General features: G+C 66.6%; 20 protein-coding genes. 7 read left to right on the top strand and 13 right to left on the bottom strand.

Features of this window, described 5'->3' with window-relative positions; genetic code table 11:
- Positions 1-2 precede the first annotated feature (2 nt).
- From FN829_RS03170 to FN829_RS03160, 3 genes are all read left to right on the top strand, one after another.
- Positions 3-824 carry an HD domain-containing protein gene (locus tag FN829_RS03170; protein WP_142985558.1) on the top strand — a complete coding sequence of 274 codons (822 nt, stop codon included), beginning with the start codon at positions 3-5 and terminating at the stop codon, positions 822-824.
- 105 nt (positions 825-929) lie between these two features.
- On the top strand, positions 930-2,216 hold the full coding sequence (locus tag FN829_RS03165; RefSeq protein WP_142985557.1) for an MFS transporter: 1,287 nt from the start codon (positions 930-932) through the stop codon (positions 2,214-2,216).
- Positions 2,217-2,283: 67 nt separating this feature from the next.
- The gene (locus tag FN829_RS03160) at positions 2,284-2,790 is read left to right on the top strand and encodes a PUA domain-containing protein (RefSeq protein WP_142985556.1); all 507 of its coding nucleotides are present in this window, start codon (positions 2,284-2,286) and stop codon (positions 2,788-2,790) included.
- 34 nt (positions 2,791-2,824) lie between these two features.
- On the opposite strand, the gene FN829_RS03155 is transcribed toward FN829_RS03160, so the two are convergent.
- The 6 genes from FN829_RS03155 to FN829_RS03130 form a co-directional block, all read right to left on the bottom strand.
- On the bottom strand, positions 2,825-3,037 hold the full coding sequence (locus tag FN829_RS03155) for a hypothetical protein (protein ID WP_142985555.1): 213 nt from the start codon (positions 3,035-3,037) through the stop codon (positions 2,825-2,827).
- 81 nt (positions 3,038-3,118) lie between these two features.
- Positions 3,119-4,123 (bottom strand): presenilin family intramembrane aspartyl protease PSH, encoded by a 1,005-nt coding sequence (locus FN829_RS03150; protein ID WP_142985554.1) that lies wholly within the window; start codon positions 4,121-4,123, stop codon positions 3,119-3,121.
- 651 nt (positions 4,124-4,774) lie between these two features.
- Entirely contained in the window at positions 4,775-5,203 is a 429-nt protein-coding gene (locus FN829_RS03145) for a CoxG family protein (RefSeq protein ID WP_142985553.1), read from the bottom strand.
- A gap of 96 nt (positions 5,204-5,299) precedes the next feature.
- Positions 5,300-5,524: a DUF7123 family protein gene (locus tag FN829_RS03140; RefSeq protein WP_142985552.1), complete on the bottom strand. Its 225-nt coding sequence runs from the start codon at positions 5,522-5,524 to the stop codon at positions 5,300-5,302.
- A 49-nt stretch (positions 5,525-5,573) separates the two neighbouring features.
- Entirely contained in the window at positions 5,574-5,756 is a 183-nt protein-coding gene (locus FN829_RS03135) for a DUF7525 family protein (RefSeq protein WP_142985551.1), read from the bottom strand.
- Positions 5,757-5,843: 87 nt separating this feature from the next.
- Positions 5,844-6,875 (bottom strand): phosphate signaling complex PhoU family protein, encoded by a 1,032-nt coding sequence (locus FN829_RS03130; protein WP_142985550.1) that lies wholly within the window; start codon positions 6,873-6,875, stop codon positions 5,844-5,846.
- A gap of 177 nt (positions 6,876-7,052) precedes the next feature.
- Between FN829_RS03130 and FN829_RS03125 the strand changes: the two genes are divergently transcribed.
- Positions 7,053-7,412, top strand: coding sequence for a response regulator (locus FN829_RS03125; protein WP_142985549.1), 360 nt, complete (start codon positions 7,053-7,055; stop codon positions 7,410-7,412).
- Positions 7,413-7,505: 93 nt separating this feature from the next.
- Complete coding sequence (locus FN829_RS03120) at positions 7,506-8,084, top strand: DUF2150 family protein (protein ID WP_142985548.1); 579 nt, start codon at positions 7,506-7,508, stop codon at positions 8,082-8,084.
- Positions 8,085-8,204: 120 nt separating this feature from the next.
- Here FN829_RS03120 and FN829_RS03115 read toward each other — a convergent pair whose 3' ends face one another.
- From FN829_RS03115 to FN829_RS03105, 3 genes are all read right to left on the bottom strand, one after another.
- Complete coding sequence (locus tag FN829_RS03115; RefSeq protein ID WP_142985774.1) at positions 8,205-9,023, bottom strand: DUF63 family protein; 819 nt, start codon at positions 9,021-9,023, stop codon at positions 8,205-8,207.
- A 47-nt stretch (positions 9,024-9,070) separates the two neighbouring features.
- Entirely contained in the window at positions 9,071-9,520 is a 450-nt protein-coding gene (locus FN829_RS03110; RefSeq protein ID WP_142985547.1) for a universal stress protein, read from the bottom strand.
- Between the two features lie 82 nt (positions 9,521-9,602).
- A complete protein-coding gene (locus tag FN829_RS03105; RefSeq protein ID WP_142985546.1) occupies positions 9,603-10,532 on the bottom strand; it encodes a DNA adenine methylase in 930 nt (309 codons plus the stop codon).
- 150 nt (positions 10,533-10,682) lie between these two features.
- Here FN829_RS03105 and FN829_RS03100 point away from each other — a divergent pair, with 150 nt between their 5' ends.
- Complete coding sequence (locus FN829_RS03100) at positions 10,683-10,940, top strand: DUF5789 family protein (RefSeq protein ID WP_142985545.1); 258 nt, start codon at positions 10,683-10,685, stop codon at positions 10,938-10,940.
- Positions 10,937-11,116, top strand: coding sequence for a DUF7130 family rubredoxin-like protein (locus FN829_RS03095; protein ID WP_142985544.1), 180 nt, complete (start codon positions 10,937-10,939; stop codon positions 11,114-11,116). The genes FN829_RS03100 and FN829_RS03095 overlap by 4 nt, the downstream gene beginning before the upstream one ends.
- A 27-nt stretch (positions 11,117-11,143) precedes the next feature.
- Here FN829_RS03095 and FN829_RS03090 read toward each other — a convergent pair whose 3' ends face one another.
- The 4 genes from FN829_RS03090 to FN829_RS03075 form a co-directional block, all read right to left on the bottom strand.
- Positions 11,144-11,389, bottom strand: coding sequence for a hypothetical protein (locus FN829_RS03090; RefSeq protein WP_142985543.1), 246 nt, complete (start codon positions 11,387-11,389; stop codon positions 11,144-11,146).
- The gene (locus tag FN829_RS03085; RefSeq protein ID WP_142985542.1) at positions 11,386-13,377 is read right to left on the bottom strand and encodes a TRAP transporter permease; all 1,992 of its coding nucleotides are present in this window, start codon (positions 13,375-13,377) and stop codon (positions 11,386-11,388) included. The genes FN829_RS03090 and FN829_RS03085 overlap by 4 nt, the downstream gene beginning before the upstream one ends.
- A gap of 78 nt (positions 13,378-13,455) precedes the next feature.
- On the bottom strand, positions 13,456-14,601 hold the full coding sequence (locus tag FN829_RS03080; RefSeq protein ID WP_142985541.1) for a TAXI family TRAP transporter solute-binding subunit: 1,146 nt from the start codon (positions 14,599-14,601) through the stop codon (positions 13,456-13,458).
- Between the two features lie 254 nt (positions 14,602-14,855).
- On the bottom strand, positions 14,856-15,284 hold the full coding sequence (locus tag FN829_RS03075) for a universal stress protein (protein WP_142985540.1): 429 nt from the start codon (positions 15,282-15,284) through the stop codon (positions 14,856-14,858).
- Positions 15,285-15,348 lie beyond the last annotated feature (64 nt).

Raw genomic sequence — 15,348 nt, 5'->3', positions numbered from 1 at the left:
CTATGAGCGAGCCAGCCGAGGACGAACACGTCGCGAGACAGGAGTACGATCCGGCCGCGGACCACGCGTTCCCGGACGGTCGGGTCAACGAGGTGCTCGAGCGGATCGAAAACGATCCGGAGATCACCACGTACCTGGAGGCGCAGAACGTCAACGCCGTCGATCGCAAGGGGTACAACGACCACGGGACGAAACACGTCGAGATCGTTCGCAACCGCGCGCTCCGGCTCTACGACCTGCTCAAGGCGGGCGGCGTCGAGTTCAACGGGGCCCGCCAGCAGGGGCTCGAGGAGGCCGACGAGCCGGTGATCATCGCGCTGGCGGCGACGCTCCACGACATCGGCCACGTCGTCCACCGCGACGAGCACTCCTACTACTCGATCCCGCTGGCCGCCGACGTGCTCGACCGATTCCTCCCGGAGTTCTACGACGTCTCGGAGCAGGTTCGGGTCAAAGCCGAGGTGCTCCACGCCATCCTCTGTCACCACACCGAGGAGGAGACGCTGACGCGGGAGGCCGGCGTCATCCGGATCGCCGACGGCCTCGACATGGAACGCGGGCGCTCGCGGGTCCCCTACGAGAAGGGTGGACGGGGGATCAACACCGTCTCCTCACAGGCCATCGAGTCCGTCATCCTCCACCCCGACGAGGAGCTGCCCGTCCAGGTCGAGATCCGGATGAACAACGCCGCGGGGGTCTACCAGGTCGACTCGCTCCTGAAAGCCAAAGTGGAGGGATCGATGCTCCAGGACGTCGTCCGGATCGTCGCGATCAACACGAAGGAGAACGGCGAGGGCTCGCTCGTCGAGCGGATCGAACTGTAGGCGACGAGGTCGGTTTGGGAGCGTCCGCGGACGGAATCCAGCAGGGACCGCCGGCTCGCGCGGCCTTTACTACGTGGACCTCATTCGCCGAGCCGGTACTCGATCGTGGCCCGATTCGGTAACTCGATACGGCTCCTCGGCAACGCGGAGTTCGCGTCGCTCGCCGGGACCGCCTTCGCGCGCAGTCAAGCGTACTCGACGATCCTCATCGCGCTCGCGCTGTACGCGGACCTGTTCGGAACCACCGGGTTCATCGAGGGACTGTTCGGTACCGCCTTCGCGGCCGTCCAACTCCTCATCGTCCTCCCCCTCGGTCGAGCGGTCGACACGGGCAACGCCAAACGGTTCCTGCTCGCCGGCTTCCTGATCAACGTCGGCGTCTTCGTCGGATTCGCGTTCGTCTCGAGTCCGATCCACGTGATCCTCGTCCGGATGGCTCAAGGGCTCGGCGCGAGCGTGCTCTGGATCACCGGCGCGACGATAATCGGCGAGATCAGCCCCGACGACGAACAGGGGCTCTGGCTCGGGTCGTACAACCAGTTCGCGTCGGTCTCCTCGCTCACCGGCGACCTCCTCGGCGGCTACCTCCTGTACGCGTACGGGTTCACTGAGACGTACGCCGTGCTCTCCGTGATCACCCTCGTGAGCTTCCTCCTCGTCTACCGCTTCCTGCGGGACGATCCGGGCGGCCAGACCGACCCCGAGGCGGTCGACGGCGTCGGGACGTTCCGGTCGCTGTTGGCGTTGCCGATGCTCCGCTCGCTCGTGATCTTCCGGTTCACCTTCAGCGTCGGCAAGATGGCCGTCATCATCTTCCTCCCGATCTACGCCCGGACGACGTTCGGCATCTCCGCGTTCGCGATCGGGTGGATCATGGCCGGCGGGAAGGCGACGAAGGCGGTCACGCAGGGGTTCGTCGGCGACCTCACCGATCGGTACGGCAGGCGACACGCCTTCGTCGCGATCGGGGCCGTGTTGTACGGGATCGGCACCGCCGCGATCCCGCTGGCGACGTACTTCGAGGGGACCGTCGATCCGGTCACGATATCGTATCTCGGAGACACACAGACCCTCGGCGGCGCGTTCTTCTCGCTCTTTGCGGCCTACTCGCTGCTCGGCGTCGCCGACTCGATCCGGCTGCCCGCCAGCATGTCGCTGTTCGTCGACGAGGGGGAGCGCCACGACTCGGTCGCCAGTTCGATGTCGCTGCGCTCCATCTCCTGGAAGGTCGGACAGGTCGTCGGGCCGGTGGCCGTCGGCGCGACGATGGACTTCACGAGCACCGAGTCCGGGTTCCTGCTCGCGGCCGGGTTCATCGGGTTCGCCACGGCGCTCTTCGTCGTTCAGGCGCGGCGAGCGGCCGCGGCCGAGTCGAACGGACACGGAGCGTGATCCGCGTCCGTACCGGGACCGACGGCCGTATCGGAACCGATTTGCGCGCGGCGGCGGTACCGCGGCCATGAGCGACAGCGAGGACCTCGCCGACCTGCGGACCGGCGCGGACTACCAGTTCGGATCGGGGGCCGGCCGGGCGCTCTTCCCGCCCGACGAGCCGACCACGATCCGTCGGTCGAGCGGCGGACGCCCCCGGCAGGTCATCGCCGGTGACGTCGACGACACGCCGGGAAGCGCCGAGGGGGACCGGATCGTCACCTACGGCACCGACGGGCGGTTCACCCTCGGCGAGATCGGCGCGCGCCGGCTTCAGCGGCTCTTTCCGAAGCCCGCTCACCGCGTCGTCGTCGGCGAGGAGAGCGAGCCGTTCGTCCGCGACGGGCGAAACGCCTTCGCGAAGTTCGTGACCGCGGTCGACGAGGGGATCCGCCCCGGCGACGAGGTGCTCGTCGTCGACGGCGACGATTCCCTCTTCGCCGTGGGGCGCGCGGAGCTGTCCGGGACCGAGGCGCTCGCGTTCCAGAGCGGCGTCGCGGTGAAGGTCCGTCACGGCGTCGGCGGCGGTTCCTGACCGGTCGCGTCGGGTCGGCTTCCCGTAGGATCCGTCAGTCCGTGGCGAGCGACACCGCCCACGTCGTCGCCGCGACCGCGAGGAGGGCTCCGGTCACGACCAGCAGGTCGACGAAGGTCGGGAGCGCCCGCGGAACGCCGGGGATGAGGTCGGCGTAGTACGCCACGGTCATCCCGAGCGCGACGAGGAACAGGGCGGTCGTGAACACCGGTACCGGGTGTCGGCGAGGGAGGGATCCGACGGACATATTTGCCCCCTCCCGGACGACCGGTAAGTCCCTTGTGGTCGTCGAGGGTCGTACGTTCCAAGGTGCGAGTGTCTCCACCGGCTAGAACGCGATCGGGAGCCCGAGCGCCTCGACCAGCGAGACGCCCGCGACGAGCGAGCCGAGCAGGTACCCGCCGATCGCTCCGCCGTTGAGCAGGGGGAGTCCGGCGTGTGCCCGGCCCTTCATCACCCAGCGCAACAGGAACAGCAGACCGACGAGCGTGCCGCCCATCGCGAACAGCGCCGGGAGGTTGAGTTCGAGGAACGGGACCGAAAGCGCCGCGGCCGGCGAGAAGGTGGCCGCGCTGGCGACCATCACCGCCGGGATCACGGCGTCGCCGAGTCCGATGAAGAAGGCGTCGCGTTCGTTCCCTTCGGCGGGGGCGTCTCCCCCGTCGTCTTCGTTGGCGGGCGCGTCTCCCTCGTCGGCGGTTTCGTTCCCGTCACCCTCCGCGTCCTCCTCGTGAACGTCGTTCGCGTCCTCGAAGTCGTCCTCGAGGAGGGAGTAGGAGAGCGAGAGCGGGATCACGAGGACGACGGGGATGTTGAGGTCCATCACGCCCTCCGCGAGCGAGAGCATGTGTTCGGTGCCGTACACCGAGATCGCGTCGTAGACGGCGAGGAAGCCGAGAAGAACGAGCGCCGGCAAGATCCCGAAGGAGATCCCGAACAGCCCGGCGGCCCCCGCCCCCATCAACGCCCCGGCGGCGTCGATGACGTACCACTCCGGGTGAACGAGCAGGCCGACGGCGACCGCGACGGCGGGGATCGCCGCGAGAAGCGGCGAGGTGAACGCGGAGAACACGTACCACGAGAGCCACGCGGAGACGCCGACGATCAGCAGTCGGATCGCCCAGTCGAACTCGTAGCGGAACGCCGCGAGCATCAGCCCCGTCATGACGACGATGGCGACGATGTACACCAGGCTGTTCGTCGGGTCCTGGGGGTCTTCGACGGGCTGATAGCCGCTCTCCGTGAACTCGGGGACTAACGCCAGCGCGCCGAGTTGGACCACGAGGAAGAGCCCGACGGCGAAGGCGACGCCGCGGTACTCGCGGGGGAACATTCGAGCGAACGTACTCGACAGGGACGTATCGACCTTGCGCTTCGACGACGGCGTCGCGATTCGACGAGGATCCGGTGTCACGACTCGGCGGGTCAACTCGGTTCCGGGAAGAGGGATCGGTGCTTCCACGCCTCGAACGGGTCCGGGTGGTGGTGGGAGCGGGTGGCCCGAACCCACGCCGACGGACGACGGACGGTGGAAGCGAGTGGTTGAGCCGACCATGCCCGAAACGGGTGATCGGCCGGATTCGCCCGCGGCGTTCGTACGCAGGCCGAAACGGATGAAGAAGGTGTCGCTCGAATTATCCACGCTGATACTCCCGTCGCTATCCGGGGAGGTTCGACCGGAACCGACGCGAATCGAACCGCCGATGGACGACATCGGCGATACACGAAGTCGGCGAGAGGCGAAAAGCGGCGAGAGTTGAGGCGTGATGAGAGGCGAAACGGGAGGCGAGCGGACGGGTGACGGCACCGAACAGCGGACCCCCAGGCTGTATCGGGCCGTCGCCCGAGGCGGGACGGGCGCGGGTCGTTGTCGCCGAACTTCGACGAGAAAAGCGTCGAACTTCGGCAGCCTCCGGTACGTCCCGCTCGCGTATAAAACCACGGAGACCGGATCGGCCGACGCGTCGACCGGTTCGAGCGGGACTCAGGCGTCGAGCGTCAACGACCCGCGGAGCGCCGCCTCCAGGTTGTCGAGCTCCTCGTCGAAGTTGCGCTTGAAGAAGGACTCGACGCCGGGGAGCTTCCCCTCGACGACGAACTCGTTCGCGAGCCGGCAGCCCCCCTCGGTCTCCGTGATGACGTGTTCGCCGGTCACCCGGAAGGCGCTCGATCTGCCCACGAACTTCACTCGGTTCGGCGGGTCGCGCTCGACTTCCTCGGTCTCGACCGTGATCGTCGACCGCATCATCGGGATCGGGAGCGCGACGTGCCACGTCGCCGTCCCGTCGCCGTGGACCTCGAACGTGTCGACTACGCTGATCGCTCCTGCGCGCTTCTCCGCGTCCGAGATGAACGCCCACACGTCCGCTGCGGGCGAGTCGAACTCGAACGTCCGGGAGACTCGGACGGTCATGGATCGGAGTACGAACGCGGAGAGATTAAAAGGGTGGAGTCGCGGATCCGACCGCCGGCTCCGAGCGTACCCGATCGGTATCCAGGTCGAGCCGCCTCAGCCCTGGCTCACGCGCCACGTCGTCGAGCGGGCGCGGCCCCACTTCTCGATCTCGACGTCGTCGGCCTTCTCGGCGAGCCGCGGGAGCCGGGAGCCGACCTGCTTGGCGGTGAGACCGATCGCGTCGGCGATCGTCTTCGAGCGGACGTACCGCTCGCCGCGAGTGATGCTGTCCGTGAGGTACGCGAGGATCCGCCGCTCTTCCTCGGTGTACTCGGTCATCGTCGGACGTTGGCGTCAGACGCGCTTAACGGTTTCTCGTCGAGCCGCCTCACTCGAACGCTTGGACGGCGACGACCGCCAGCAGCGCGAAGACGAACGCCGCGGCGAATCCCCATGCCTTCCCGAACTGGGTCGGGTGGCCGTACATCACGACTGCGCCGACCACCGCGACGGCGGACAGCGCGAGCGTCACGCCGATCCCCTTGTCGGATTCGATGGATCCCTCGGTCATACGAGTCGCTTCGCGGGTGGACACTTAGTTCATGCGAACTTGGCGATCCGCGCGGGGGACGAGACCCGCAGGGCGTCGACTGTCCGACTAGACGATGTCGACGTGGTCGGACGCCTCGTTGAGCGCGAGGTTGGCGGCGATCTCGGCGTTCCGCATGGCGTATTCCGCGGTGTGCTGAAGGCTGACGAGCACCTCGCGGGTCATCAACAACACGTCGTTGTCGAGGTCGTCGGGGAGTTCGCCGAGGATCTCCTGTTCGCGGTCCTCGAGCCGGGCGAAGAGATCGCGACACTCGACGGTGAGGTCGTAGTCCCGCTCGACGACCGCCCGGACCGCCAGCGCCGTGAGCTCGTCGACCTGGTCCGTGAACTCGCGGATCTGTCGCATGGTCGCCTTGTCGACGTCGAGAGTGTGGCCGTCGGCCTCCATCACGATGTCGGCGATGTCCTCGGCGTTGTCGGCGGTGAGTTCGAGGTTCTTCGCGACCGACCGGTAGCCGATGAGCGGGAACCCCTCCTCCAGTCCGACCGCCCGCGCGAGGTTCGGGTTCTGGTAGGCGGTGAAGATCAGCCGCAGGAGGAGCACGAAGATCTTGTTCGCCTGCCGCTCGCGGTTGAGCGCGCGCTGGGCGAGGTCAGCGTTGCCGTGTGCGAGCGCCTTGACGGCCTCGCCGCGCATCGTCGAACCGGTGTTCTCCAGCCGCTCGAGCAGGTTGTCGAGCGTGAAGTCCTCGGGATCGACGGAACACCGGATCGAGATGTCCTCGGGCGTCTCCTCTATCACGCCGAGTCCCATGAGCTGGGTCTCGGCTTTGTACACCGCGTTGATGTGCTCGCTGTCGAGGGTCCCCTCGCTCCGGACGTGGATCACCCGTCGGCCGAGCACGTACTGGGCGACGACCGCGCGTTCGAGCGCCTGCGCGTCGAGCCCGTCCGCGTTGATGACCGCCTCCGACTCCTCCGAGCTCACCGACTCGGGCAGCACCGTGAGCGTTCCCTTCCCACCCATCCGCAGGGAGACCTCGTCGCCCTTGTTCACGCCGTGTTCCTGTGCCCACTCGGCCGGGAGCGTCATCGCCAGCGTCGACGGCCCGAGCCGTTGGACCTTCCGCGTTTCCATATCCATCGGTATCGTGTGAGATACCTTAACCTTGTTCCTATGTTCATTATACGCTCGATCAAATATACAAGGTGATCGAACGTCGAGGCGTGCGTCCGCCAGCGACGCCCTCGGGCGCGGTCCGGAGGTTCCAGAGTCGATCCGCGAGCTTATATCGACCGCCGGCGACGAGTCGATATGACCGAACGGGTACTCGTCGTCGACGATTCCTCGTTCCAGCGGACCGTCGTTCGGGACGCGTTGGAGGGGTCCTTCGACGTGGTCGGCGAGGCGGAGAACGGCGCGGAGGCCGTGGAGCTCTTCGAGGCGTACGAGCCCGATGCCGTGTCGATGGACGTCGTGATGCCGGAGATGACGGGGATCGAGGCGACGCGGAACATCAAGGACCGATGGCCGGACGCCGTGGTCGTGATGTGCACGAGCGTCGACCAGCAGGAGAAGATGATGGAGGCGGTGAAAGCCGGCGCGGACGGCTACGTGACCAAGCCGGTGGACCCCGACGAGCTGGTTCCGGAGCTGAAGAGCAACCTCGACTGATCGGGGCTCCGTCAGTTCTCAGCCGGGTGTGACGGCGTCTCTCGGGGGCATAAATAAGAAAGGCCTTTGAGTAGTCCGGGAGAGGTATTGGATATGACCGAGGACGAGGCGGTTGAGACGTTCTACTCCGAGGAGCGCTGGCAGAACTGGCTCGACAGGCTCGCCGACGAGGATCTCGATCCCGAAAACGAGGACTCGGCGCGGTTGCTCTTGAACCTCCAGGACGACGCCGCGATCGCGATCGCGAAGGTCCTCGCGGCGCTGGAGGACGACCGGATCGACGAGGACCGCGCGGTCGAGGAGATCCGGGACGTGAGCGACATCGTCCTCGCCGAGGTCTCCTTCGACGACGAGGACAAGGTCATGCTCATCGACGGGGTCCAGACCTCGCTCGTCCCCGTCTTCTACGCGGCCGAGGAGTTCGTCGTCGGCGGGGTCGTCGAGGGCGACGTCGACGAGTTCGTCCACGCGGCCGCCGACGCCGAGGCCGACGAGGACCTCGACGCCGCGTTGGGGTACGTCGTCCAGGCCGGTACCCGCGTCATCGACGGGGAGCGTCTCGACATGGAGCTCGTCGAGGAACTGGAGTACGGGCTCGTCTCCGAGTGGGTCAACGGGCTCGACTCGCTTCAGTCCGCGATCGAGGACCCCGAGGTCGTCGAGGAGGACTGAGCAGCGGCCGCTCCACGTCCTGCGCTCAGATCCCGCTCGAACCGCGTTTTTCGACTGGTTCTCGAACTCGCTCTCCGACCCTGCCCGACCCCCGCTTTTCGACCCCGTCCCGCTCCGCTCTCAAGGCGTCACGGTGAACAGGAGCAAGTTGTGGACGGCCGGGCCGAGTCCGACGGCGGCGACGAAGCCGAGGAGGAGCAGTCCCTCCGCCGGCTCCTCGCGGACGTACGGAACGAAGAGGTACACCACGGCGCTCGCGACCGCCAGCTTGACGAGGAGGAACAGCCACCCTTCGCCGAGCACCGGAACCGCCGGAATCCAGTCGAGTTCGAGGATGATCCGCGAGAGGGGGCTGCGCTCACCGAAGCCGAGCTGGGTCACCCCGACCGCGGTCGAGAGACCGTCGAGCGCGTGCCCGAACACGGCGAGCGCGCCGACGCCGCCGGTGACGGCGACGCCCGGCTCGATCCGGGCGAGCGCGCGCCAGACGAGCGCCGCCACCGGGACGGAGGCGACCGCCGCGATCGCCGACCAGTACGCGCCAGACCCGGAGACGCCGCCCGCGACCGCGACGGCGACGACCGGAGCGAGGGCGAGCGCTCCCGCGGTCGCGAGGACGATCGGAACGCGGTCGGCGTCGTCCGCGACCGCGTCGGCGGCCAGCCAGGTCGCGCCCGCGAGCGTCGCGACCGTGGGGTACACCGTCGGCGACCCGCCGAACGGCGCAAGAGGATCGGGAAGCGCTCCCACGACGTACAGCACGTGGAGCGCGGATCCGAGGGCGATCCACGGCGTCAACGCGAGCACGTGTGAGGCACCGATCGTCGGTCGTCGCCGGCGGAGCGCGACCGCGACCCCGCCGGCGGCGACGAGGACGACGAGGAGGTACGGGAGCGGTGGCAGCGTCGTCCCCGCCGGGAGGAAGGGGAGGTCGCCGATCGTCGCGAGAGGGGACCTCGCGGTCGTCGGTGACGTTAGCGTCGGGATCACACCGAGAGGACCGGCTGGCTCGCGTACAGCAGGACGTACTCCGCGGCCTTCTCGAGCACCTGTCCCGGCTCGCCGGTGACCGGTTCTCGGGGCACGACGATGAAGTCCGACTCGAGCTCCTCGGCGGTGTCGAGGACGACGCTTCCGGGGTGGACCGTCTTCATCTCGGTCGAGAAGCCGTACGCCATGGAGTTGCTGTGGGCGATCCCGGCGGCCTCGGCGCGCTCCGCGACCGACTCGGTGAAGGCGGCGGTGTCCTCGGCGACGTCGCGCTCGTCTATCGATCCGGACTCCAACGCCCGGACGACCTCCTCGTCGAGGACGTACAGCGCGTGGACGCTCGCGCCGTACTCGCTCGCGATCCCGATCGCGTAATCGACGGCCTCGTGGGACGCCTCGCTGCCGTCGACGGGCGCGAGAACGAGGTCGATGTCGAGCTTCGTCATACTCGACTCGACAGCGGGGAAGGTCAAAAAGCCCGTCGGATGGCGGACCGTGGATGCGCGGGCCGTCGACGGGGTCGACGACTCACCGCTCCTCGAAGGTCGACAGCGCGCGCTGTCCGTCGGCGAGCCGAGCGGGTTCGGGCACGTTCGTCGCGATCACCTCGTCGACCGCCTCCCGACCGTCGCCGTCGCTGTTGATCGCGCGGGTCGCGTCCACGGTGTCGACGTGAAAGCCCGCCTCGGCGTACCTGTCGTACGTCACGCCGCTGTTCGAGACGAGGACGTTCACGCCTCGGTCGTCGAGGGTCGTCGCGACCTCGATCAGGCGTTCCTGGTCCTCGCGGTCGAATCCGTCCGCGCTGTAGGCGGTGAAGTCGGCCGTCGGACTCATCGGCTCGTACGGCGGGTCGAAGTACACCAGATCGCCGGCGTCGGCGACGTCGAGGACGTACTCGAAGTCTCGGTTGGACACCTCGACGTCGGCGAGCACGTCGCTCGCCCGTCGGATCCGATCGCGTTTGACCCAGTCCGGGTTCGCGTACCGACCGATCGGGACGTTGAACCCGCCGTCGGCGTTCTCGCGGTAGAGGCCGTTATAGCAGGTTCGGTTGAGGTACACTAAGAGCGCCGCCTCCTCGAGGGGGTCGTACTCACCCGTGTACGGTCGATCGTTGAACCGCGCGCGCTGCTGGTAGTAGTAACTCTCCACGTCGCGGCCGCGTTGGGTCGTCTCCGCGTACGGGAGGTCGGGATCGGGATCCGATTCGGGGTCTTCGAACGACTCCAGCCGCTCGATGAGCCGGTCCGGCTCGTCGCGGACCCGCTCGTACAACGAGACGAGCCGAGAGTTCGCGTCGTTGATCGTGCCTGCGCTCGGCTCGAGGTCGAAGAAGAGCGCTCCGCCGCCGACGAAGGGCTCGTGGTACCGGTCGAACGACTCGGGAAACCGCGCGTACAGCGCATCGAGCAGTTGTCGTTTCCCGCCGGCCCACTTGAGGATCGGCTCGGCCATGCGATATCGCTCCTCGGCTACGGTCGGAAATAAACGTCCCGACACCGATCTTCGTTCCGCGAACGACCCTCCGCGAGGAGTCCTCTGCGAACGTTCCTCCGTGTCCCCCGAGGGGATACGTTCATAGCGCCTGACGACGTTGTTGACGTAATGACACGAACGATCAGATTGAATCAGGTCGACGGCGTGCTCTCCGAACTGGCCTTCCCCGTCAAGCCCTCGACGGTCGCGACGGAGTGTGATGACGTGACGATCCGGCTGGCTGACGGCGAGGTCAACCTCGGTGCGACGGTGAACGGATCGACCGCGACCGAGTTCGCCTCCCCGGAGGAACTCACCGAGGAGCTGATGAGCCTCCTGCCCCGACGCGCGGTCGGCGAACCGTATCAGTCGGACGGTGACGCGTGATCTCCTCCGATCGGAGTGACGCCGGCCGTCGGATCGTCGACGTGACCGGGACGCGATACGCGATGTGGCGGTGTGCGTCCTGCGGCGAGATGGGACGGCTCCGTCGAGCGCTTCCGGCGACGTGTCCGGGCTGTGACGGCGAAACGGAGTCGCTGTTCTACTTGGCGGAAGACTGAGAGTCCCGAAGGGAAGTCGGACCGTTCTCAGATCGTCACGACGTCGCTTCCGAAGAAGTAGATGTACGCCCACCAGGCGTAGCCGACGCCGAGGACGAGCGCCGTGAGCACCTCGAGAACCGTCACGTAGGTGTCCCCGTGCGTCTCGCGGAACTGCTGGATCAACTCGATCCGCCGCCAGGCGGGCATGAGCGGCTCCGGAATTATCTCCTCGAGTCCGCCGACGTTCGACGTGTCGACCTGGTCCTCGGTGGAGTCCTTCGTCGAGCTCATTGGTTCACCCCCGATCCGAACGGAAGGCTCATTCCGCGCACCATCACCTTCTCGCCGACGAAGACGGCCACGAAGACGGCGATGCCGGCGAGCTTCACGGCGAGCATCGGGTACGTCATGATCAGGACGCCGACGACGCTCAACCCGATGCGCGTGAGCGTGAGCCGCCCGACGGACAGTTCGAACGGGTAGTTCAGACCGTAGATGATCGTGATCGCGCCCATCATCACCAACGCGCCGAGGAACACCGTGTTCCCGCCCGGCGACATCGAGATCAGCCCCGGGTTGTAGACGAACGCGACGGGAAGGACGAAAAGCGGCGCGGCGATCTTCAAAGCGGCCCCGCAGGTCCGCCAGAAGTTCGCCTCCGCTATCCCGGCCGCGACCACCGCCGCGGTGGCCACCGGTGGTGTGATACCGGCAAGGATCGCCGCGTAGAACATCGTGTAGTGGGCCGTCTCACGGGCGATCCCGAAGTCGGAGACGAACGTCGGAACGATGAGGATGGCCACGATGACGTAGGCGGCGACCGTCGGCATGCCGACTCCCATCACGATGGCGACCGCCATCCCGAGCAGCACGGCGAAGAGTAGGACGCCGCCGGAGAGGTTGATCAACAGGAGCGCGATCTTCGCGGGGACGCCGGTCGTCGAGAAGAGGTTCACGACGCCGCTCACCACCACGAGAATGATCGCGATCGGCGCGAGGATGATCGCCCCGCGGCGGAACCCGTGTATCGTGTTCTTGATCTGCGTCACGAACTCCGAGACGAAGCCCGTTTCGGAGCCGTCGACGAGCCGCTGTACCGGCGGCATCAGGACGCCGGTGAGCACCATCGCGATGACGGTGTACATCGCCGAGGTCATCACCGTGTACTGCGCGATGCCGAGGTAGTAGATCAGGACGCCGAACGGGATCCCGAATCGAAGTCCCTCGATGACCTTCTGGCTCGACGTCATCTCCTCGTCGAAGAACTCGGAGAACTCCATGTCCTGGTCGCTCGCGTCGCTGATCGCGGTGTAATGAACCGCGATGGCGATGGACGCGACCAGGATCGCCGCGGGAACGATCCCGGCGATGACGATGTTGAGGTACGCGACGCCCAGGTACGACGCCATCACGAACGCGGACGCCCCCATCACCGGCGGGAGCACCTGTCCCGCCGTCGAGGCGACCGCCTCGATGGCGGCGGCGCGGTGGCCGGCCATCCCGCTCTCTTTCATCGTCGGAATGGTGAACGACCCGGTCATGGCGGCGTTCGCGGTGTAGGAACCGTTGATCGAGCCGATGACCGCCGAGGAGAGGACGGCGGTCTGTGCGACGCCGGACCGGATCTGGCCGGCGGCGACGATCGCGAGCCGGAGGATCAGATCGAACGCGCCGTACGCGAACAGCAGCCCCGCGTACAACAGGAACGGCGCGATCCACGACGCGGTCAGCTGGGTCAGCGAGCCGTAAAAGCCGTACAGGTCGGTGACGAGCGCCTGGAGCAGCGTCAGTTCGCTCATCCCCGCGTGGCCGAGGACGCCGGGGACGCTGTCGCCGAAGATCGCGTACAGCATCACGCCGACGACGAGTCCCAGGAACAGATTCCCGAATTCGCGCCACGTGAGGTACAGAAGCGAGACGATCACCAGCCGGGCGAGCATGTACTCGTGAGGCGTGGCGAAGCCCTGGCGCAGGAGGTAGACGGTGTCGAAGTTCGTGAAGAAGTACGCCGACGCCGTGATCAACACGCCGGCGGCCGGAAGCAGGACCGCGGCGTCGACCCAACTCCCCTCCTCGAGCGACTCCTTCGTTTCGTTGAGCGCGTACACCGTCATGATGCCGCCGACGAATATCACGCCGTACTTGACGGGCGACCACGTCTGCGTGTATATCCAGCCGAGCGCTATCGCCCAGAACAGGACGGCGGCGAGCGTAACGGTGACGTCGAGGCCGCGAAGCCAGGCCGACGGTCCGGTCGTGTGTTCCGCTTGTGTATCCATGTGTGTTGTCGTAAAATTTGAAAGTGTGGTGTCGTTTACCGGCTACGCGATCGAAGCGGGGGGATCAACTCGGGGCGTCTACTCGCCTTCCTGGAGGCTGTCGTCCCACGCGTCGTTGTCCCGGTAGTACTGCGCCGCACCGGGATGGACGGGGATCCGCTCCTGGGCGTATCCGAGCATGTCGGCGGTCGACTCGTAGTCGTTGAACTGGGCCTCGCCCTCGTTCACGACGTCGTTGTGCTCGTCGACGACGCGACACAGCTCGTAGACGGCGTCGGCGTTGGCCTCGGGGTTGAACGTGTAGAGCACCTCGAGGTCCCAGGTGAACACTTCGTCGGTGCCGATGTCCGCGTTCGCGATGGGCCAATCGTCGTAGCTGGTCGTCGACGTCCCCGCGCCCGCGAACGACTCCGCGGACTCGATGAGGGCGTCGGTCGGCTCGACGTAGTGGAGGTCGATACGGGAGGCCATCTCCTGAACGAAACCGGTGTACCGCACGCCGGGCGTCCCGTACGCGATACTGGCGTCGATCGTCCCCTCCTCCATCGCACCGGGTGCGTCACCCACGCCCATGTCCTGGATGTTCATCTGCTCGTAGACGTCCGCGGTGGGCTCCTGCGACCAGACGTCGAGGGTGGTACCCCGAGTCGAGTAGCCCGGCTCCGCGGGGTAGACGTTCGCGCCGGCGAGGTCGTCGAACGTCTCGATGCCCGTGCCGTCACGGGCGACGATGTAGATGCTGTACGGGAACGCGGAGAAACCGTACTGAGGGACCCGCGACACCGGCTGCTCCCCGAACTGGCCCTCCTCGTCGAGCGCCTTGTTGAGCGAGTTGTTGTCGGTGATGCCGGCGTTGAACTGCTCTTGGGCCATCCGGTAGATGGTCCCGATGTAGCCCGGACTCTCGATCGTCGAGTAGTCGAGCGTGTCGCTCTCCTGGCTCACGGCCCGTTCGACCGCCAGCCCGACGTCCTGCGTCCCGCCGGCCGACGTCCCGACGCGGAGCTGGAGGCTCGCCTCGCTCGATCCGTCACCGGAGCCGTCGTCCCCGCTGGAGCCGTCGTCGCCGGAGCCGTCCCCGCTGGAACCGTCCCCGCTGGAGCCATCGTCGCCGGAGCCGTCACCGCCGCCTCCGCCGCCACCGCTACATCCGGCGAGTCCCGTTACCCCCGCCGCGGCCGTACCGTACAGGAACTTTCGTCTGTTGACGTCGTTGTCAGCCATGTTCGAATGTTATGATCACATCGGTACATAATAAGGTATCTGTTTGTTCCAATAGTTATTAATTAGTCAATAACTGTAACGTGTAAACAACCGGTCATTCTCCCGCTGGACGTCCCCGGCCCGTTGGCCGATCACACGATCTGATCGAGAACAATATTCGACGTATTTGTCGATTTTCTCGAGGTATAGACGTGAAGAAACGCCGATCGTACGAAGACTCACGGCGGCGTCGTGCGGATGTCAGTACGCAGATATTATTCGGTGAGAGAGACCGTTACGGGGCAATCCGCCGAGAGCATCACCGACTGGGTGGTACTCCCGAACAGGACCTTTCCGGTCGGGCTCCGTCTCCGGCCGCCCATCACGATCCCGTCGGCGTCGATCTCGTCGGCGACGGCCAGGATCCGTTTCGTCACGTCGCCGTGTTCGCGGCGTTTCGAGACGTCCACGCCGGCCGATTCGAGGCGTTCGACGACCGAATCGACGCTCTCGGGGAAGTTCGTCTCGTCCCAGACGTCCTCGGAGTTCACCTGGCCTCCTTCCCCGGTGACGTCGAACTCCTCGAAGACGTTCACCACGACCGCCTCGACCTCCTCGGCGGCGTTCGGAAGGTTGCTCACGGCCTCCGCCGCGGCCATCGATCGCTCCGTGTCGTCACCGACGGGAACCAGCACTCGATACATGTGCCTGTGTGACGCGGGTCGTCAGATAAAGCTTCCTGCGACGTCCGGGATCGCGACTCGGGGA

The organism is Halorubrum cibi (assembly GCF_900182635.1).
GTDB classification, from domain to species: domain Archaea; phylum Halobacteriota; class Halobacteria; order Halobacteriales; family Haloferacaceae; genus Halorubrum; species Halorubrum cibi.
The sequence above is the reverse complement of the archived record's forward strand: the minus strand, read 5'-3'. Positions and strand labels throughout refer to the sequence as shown.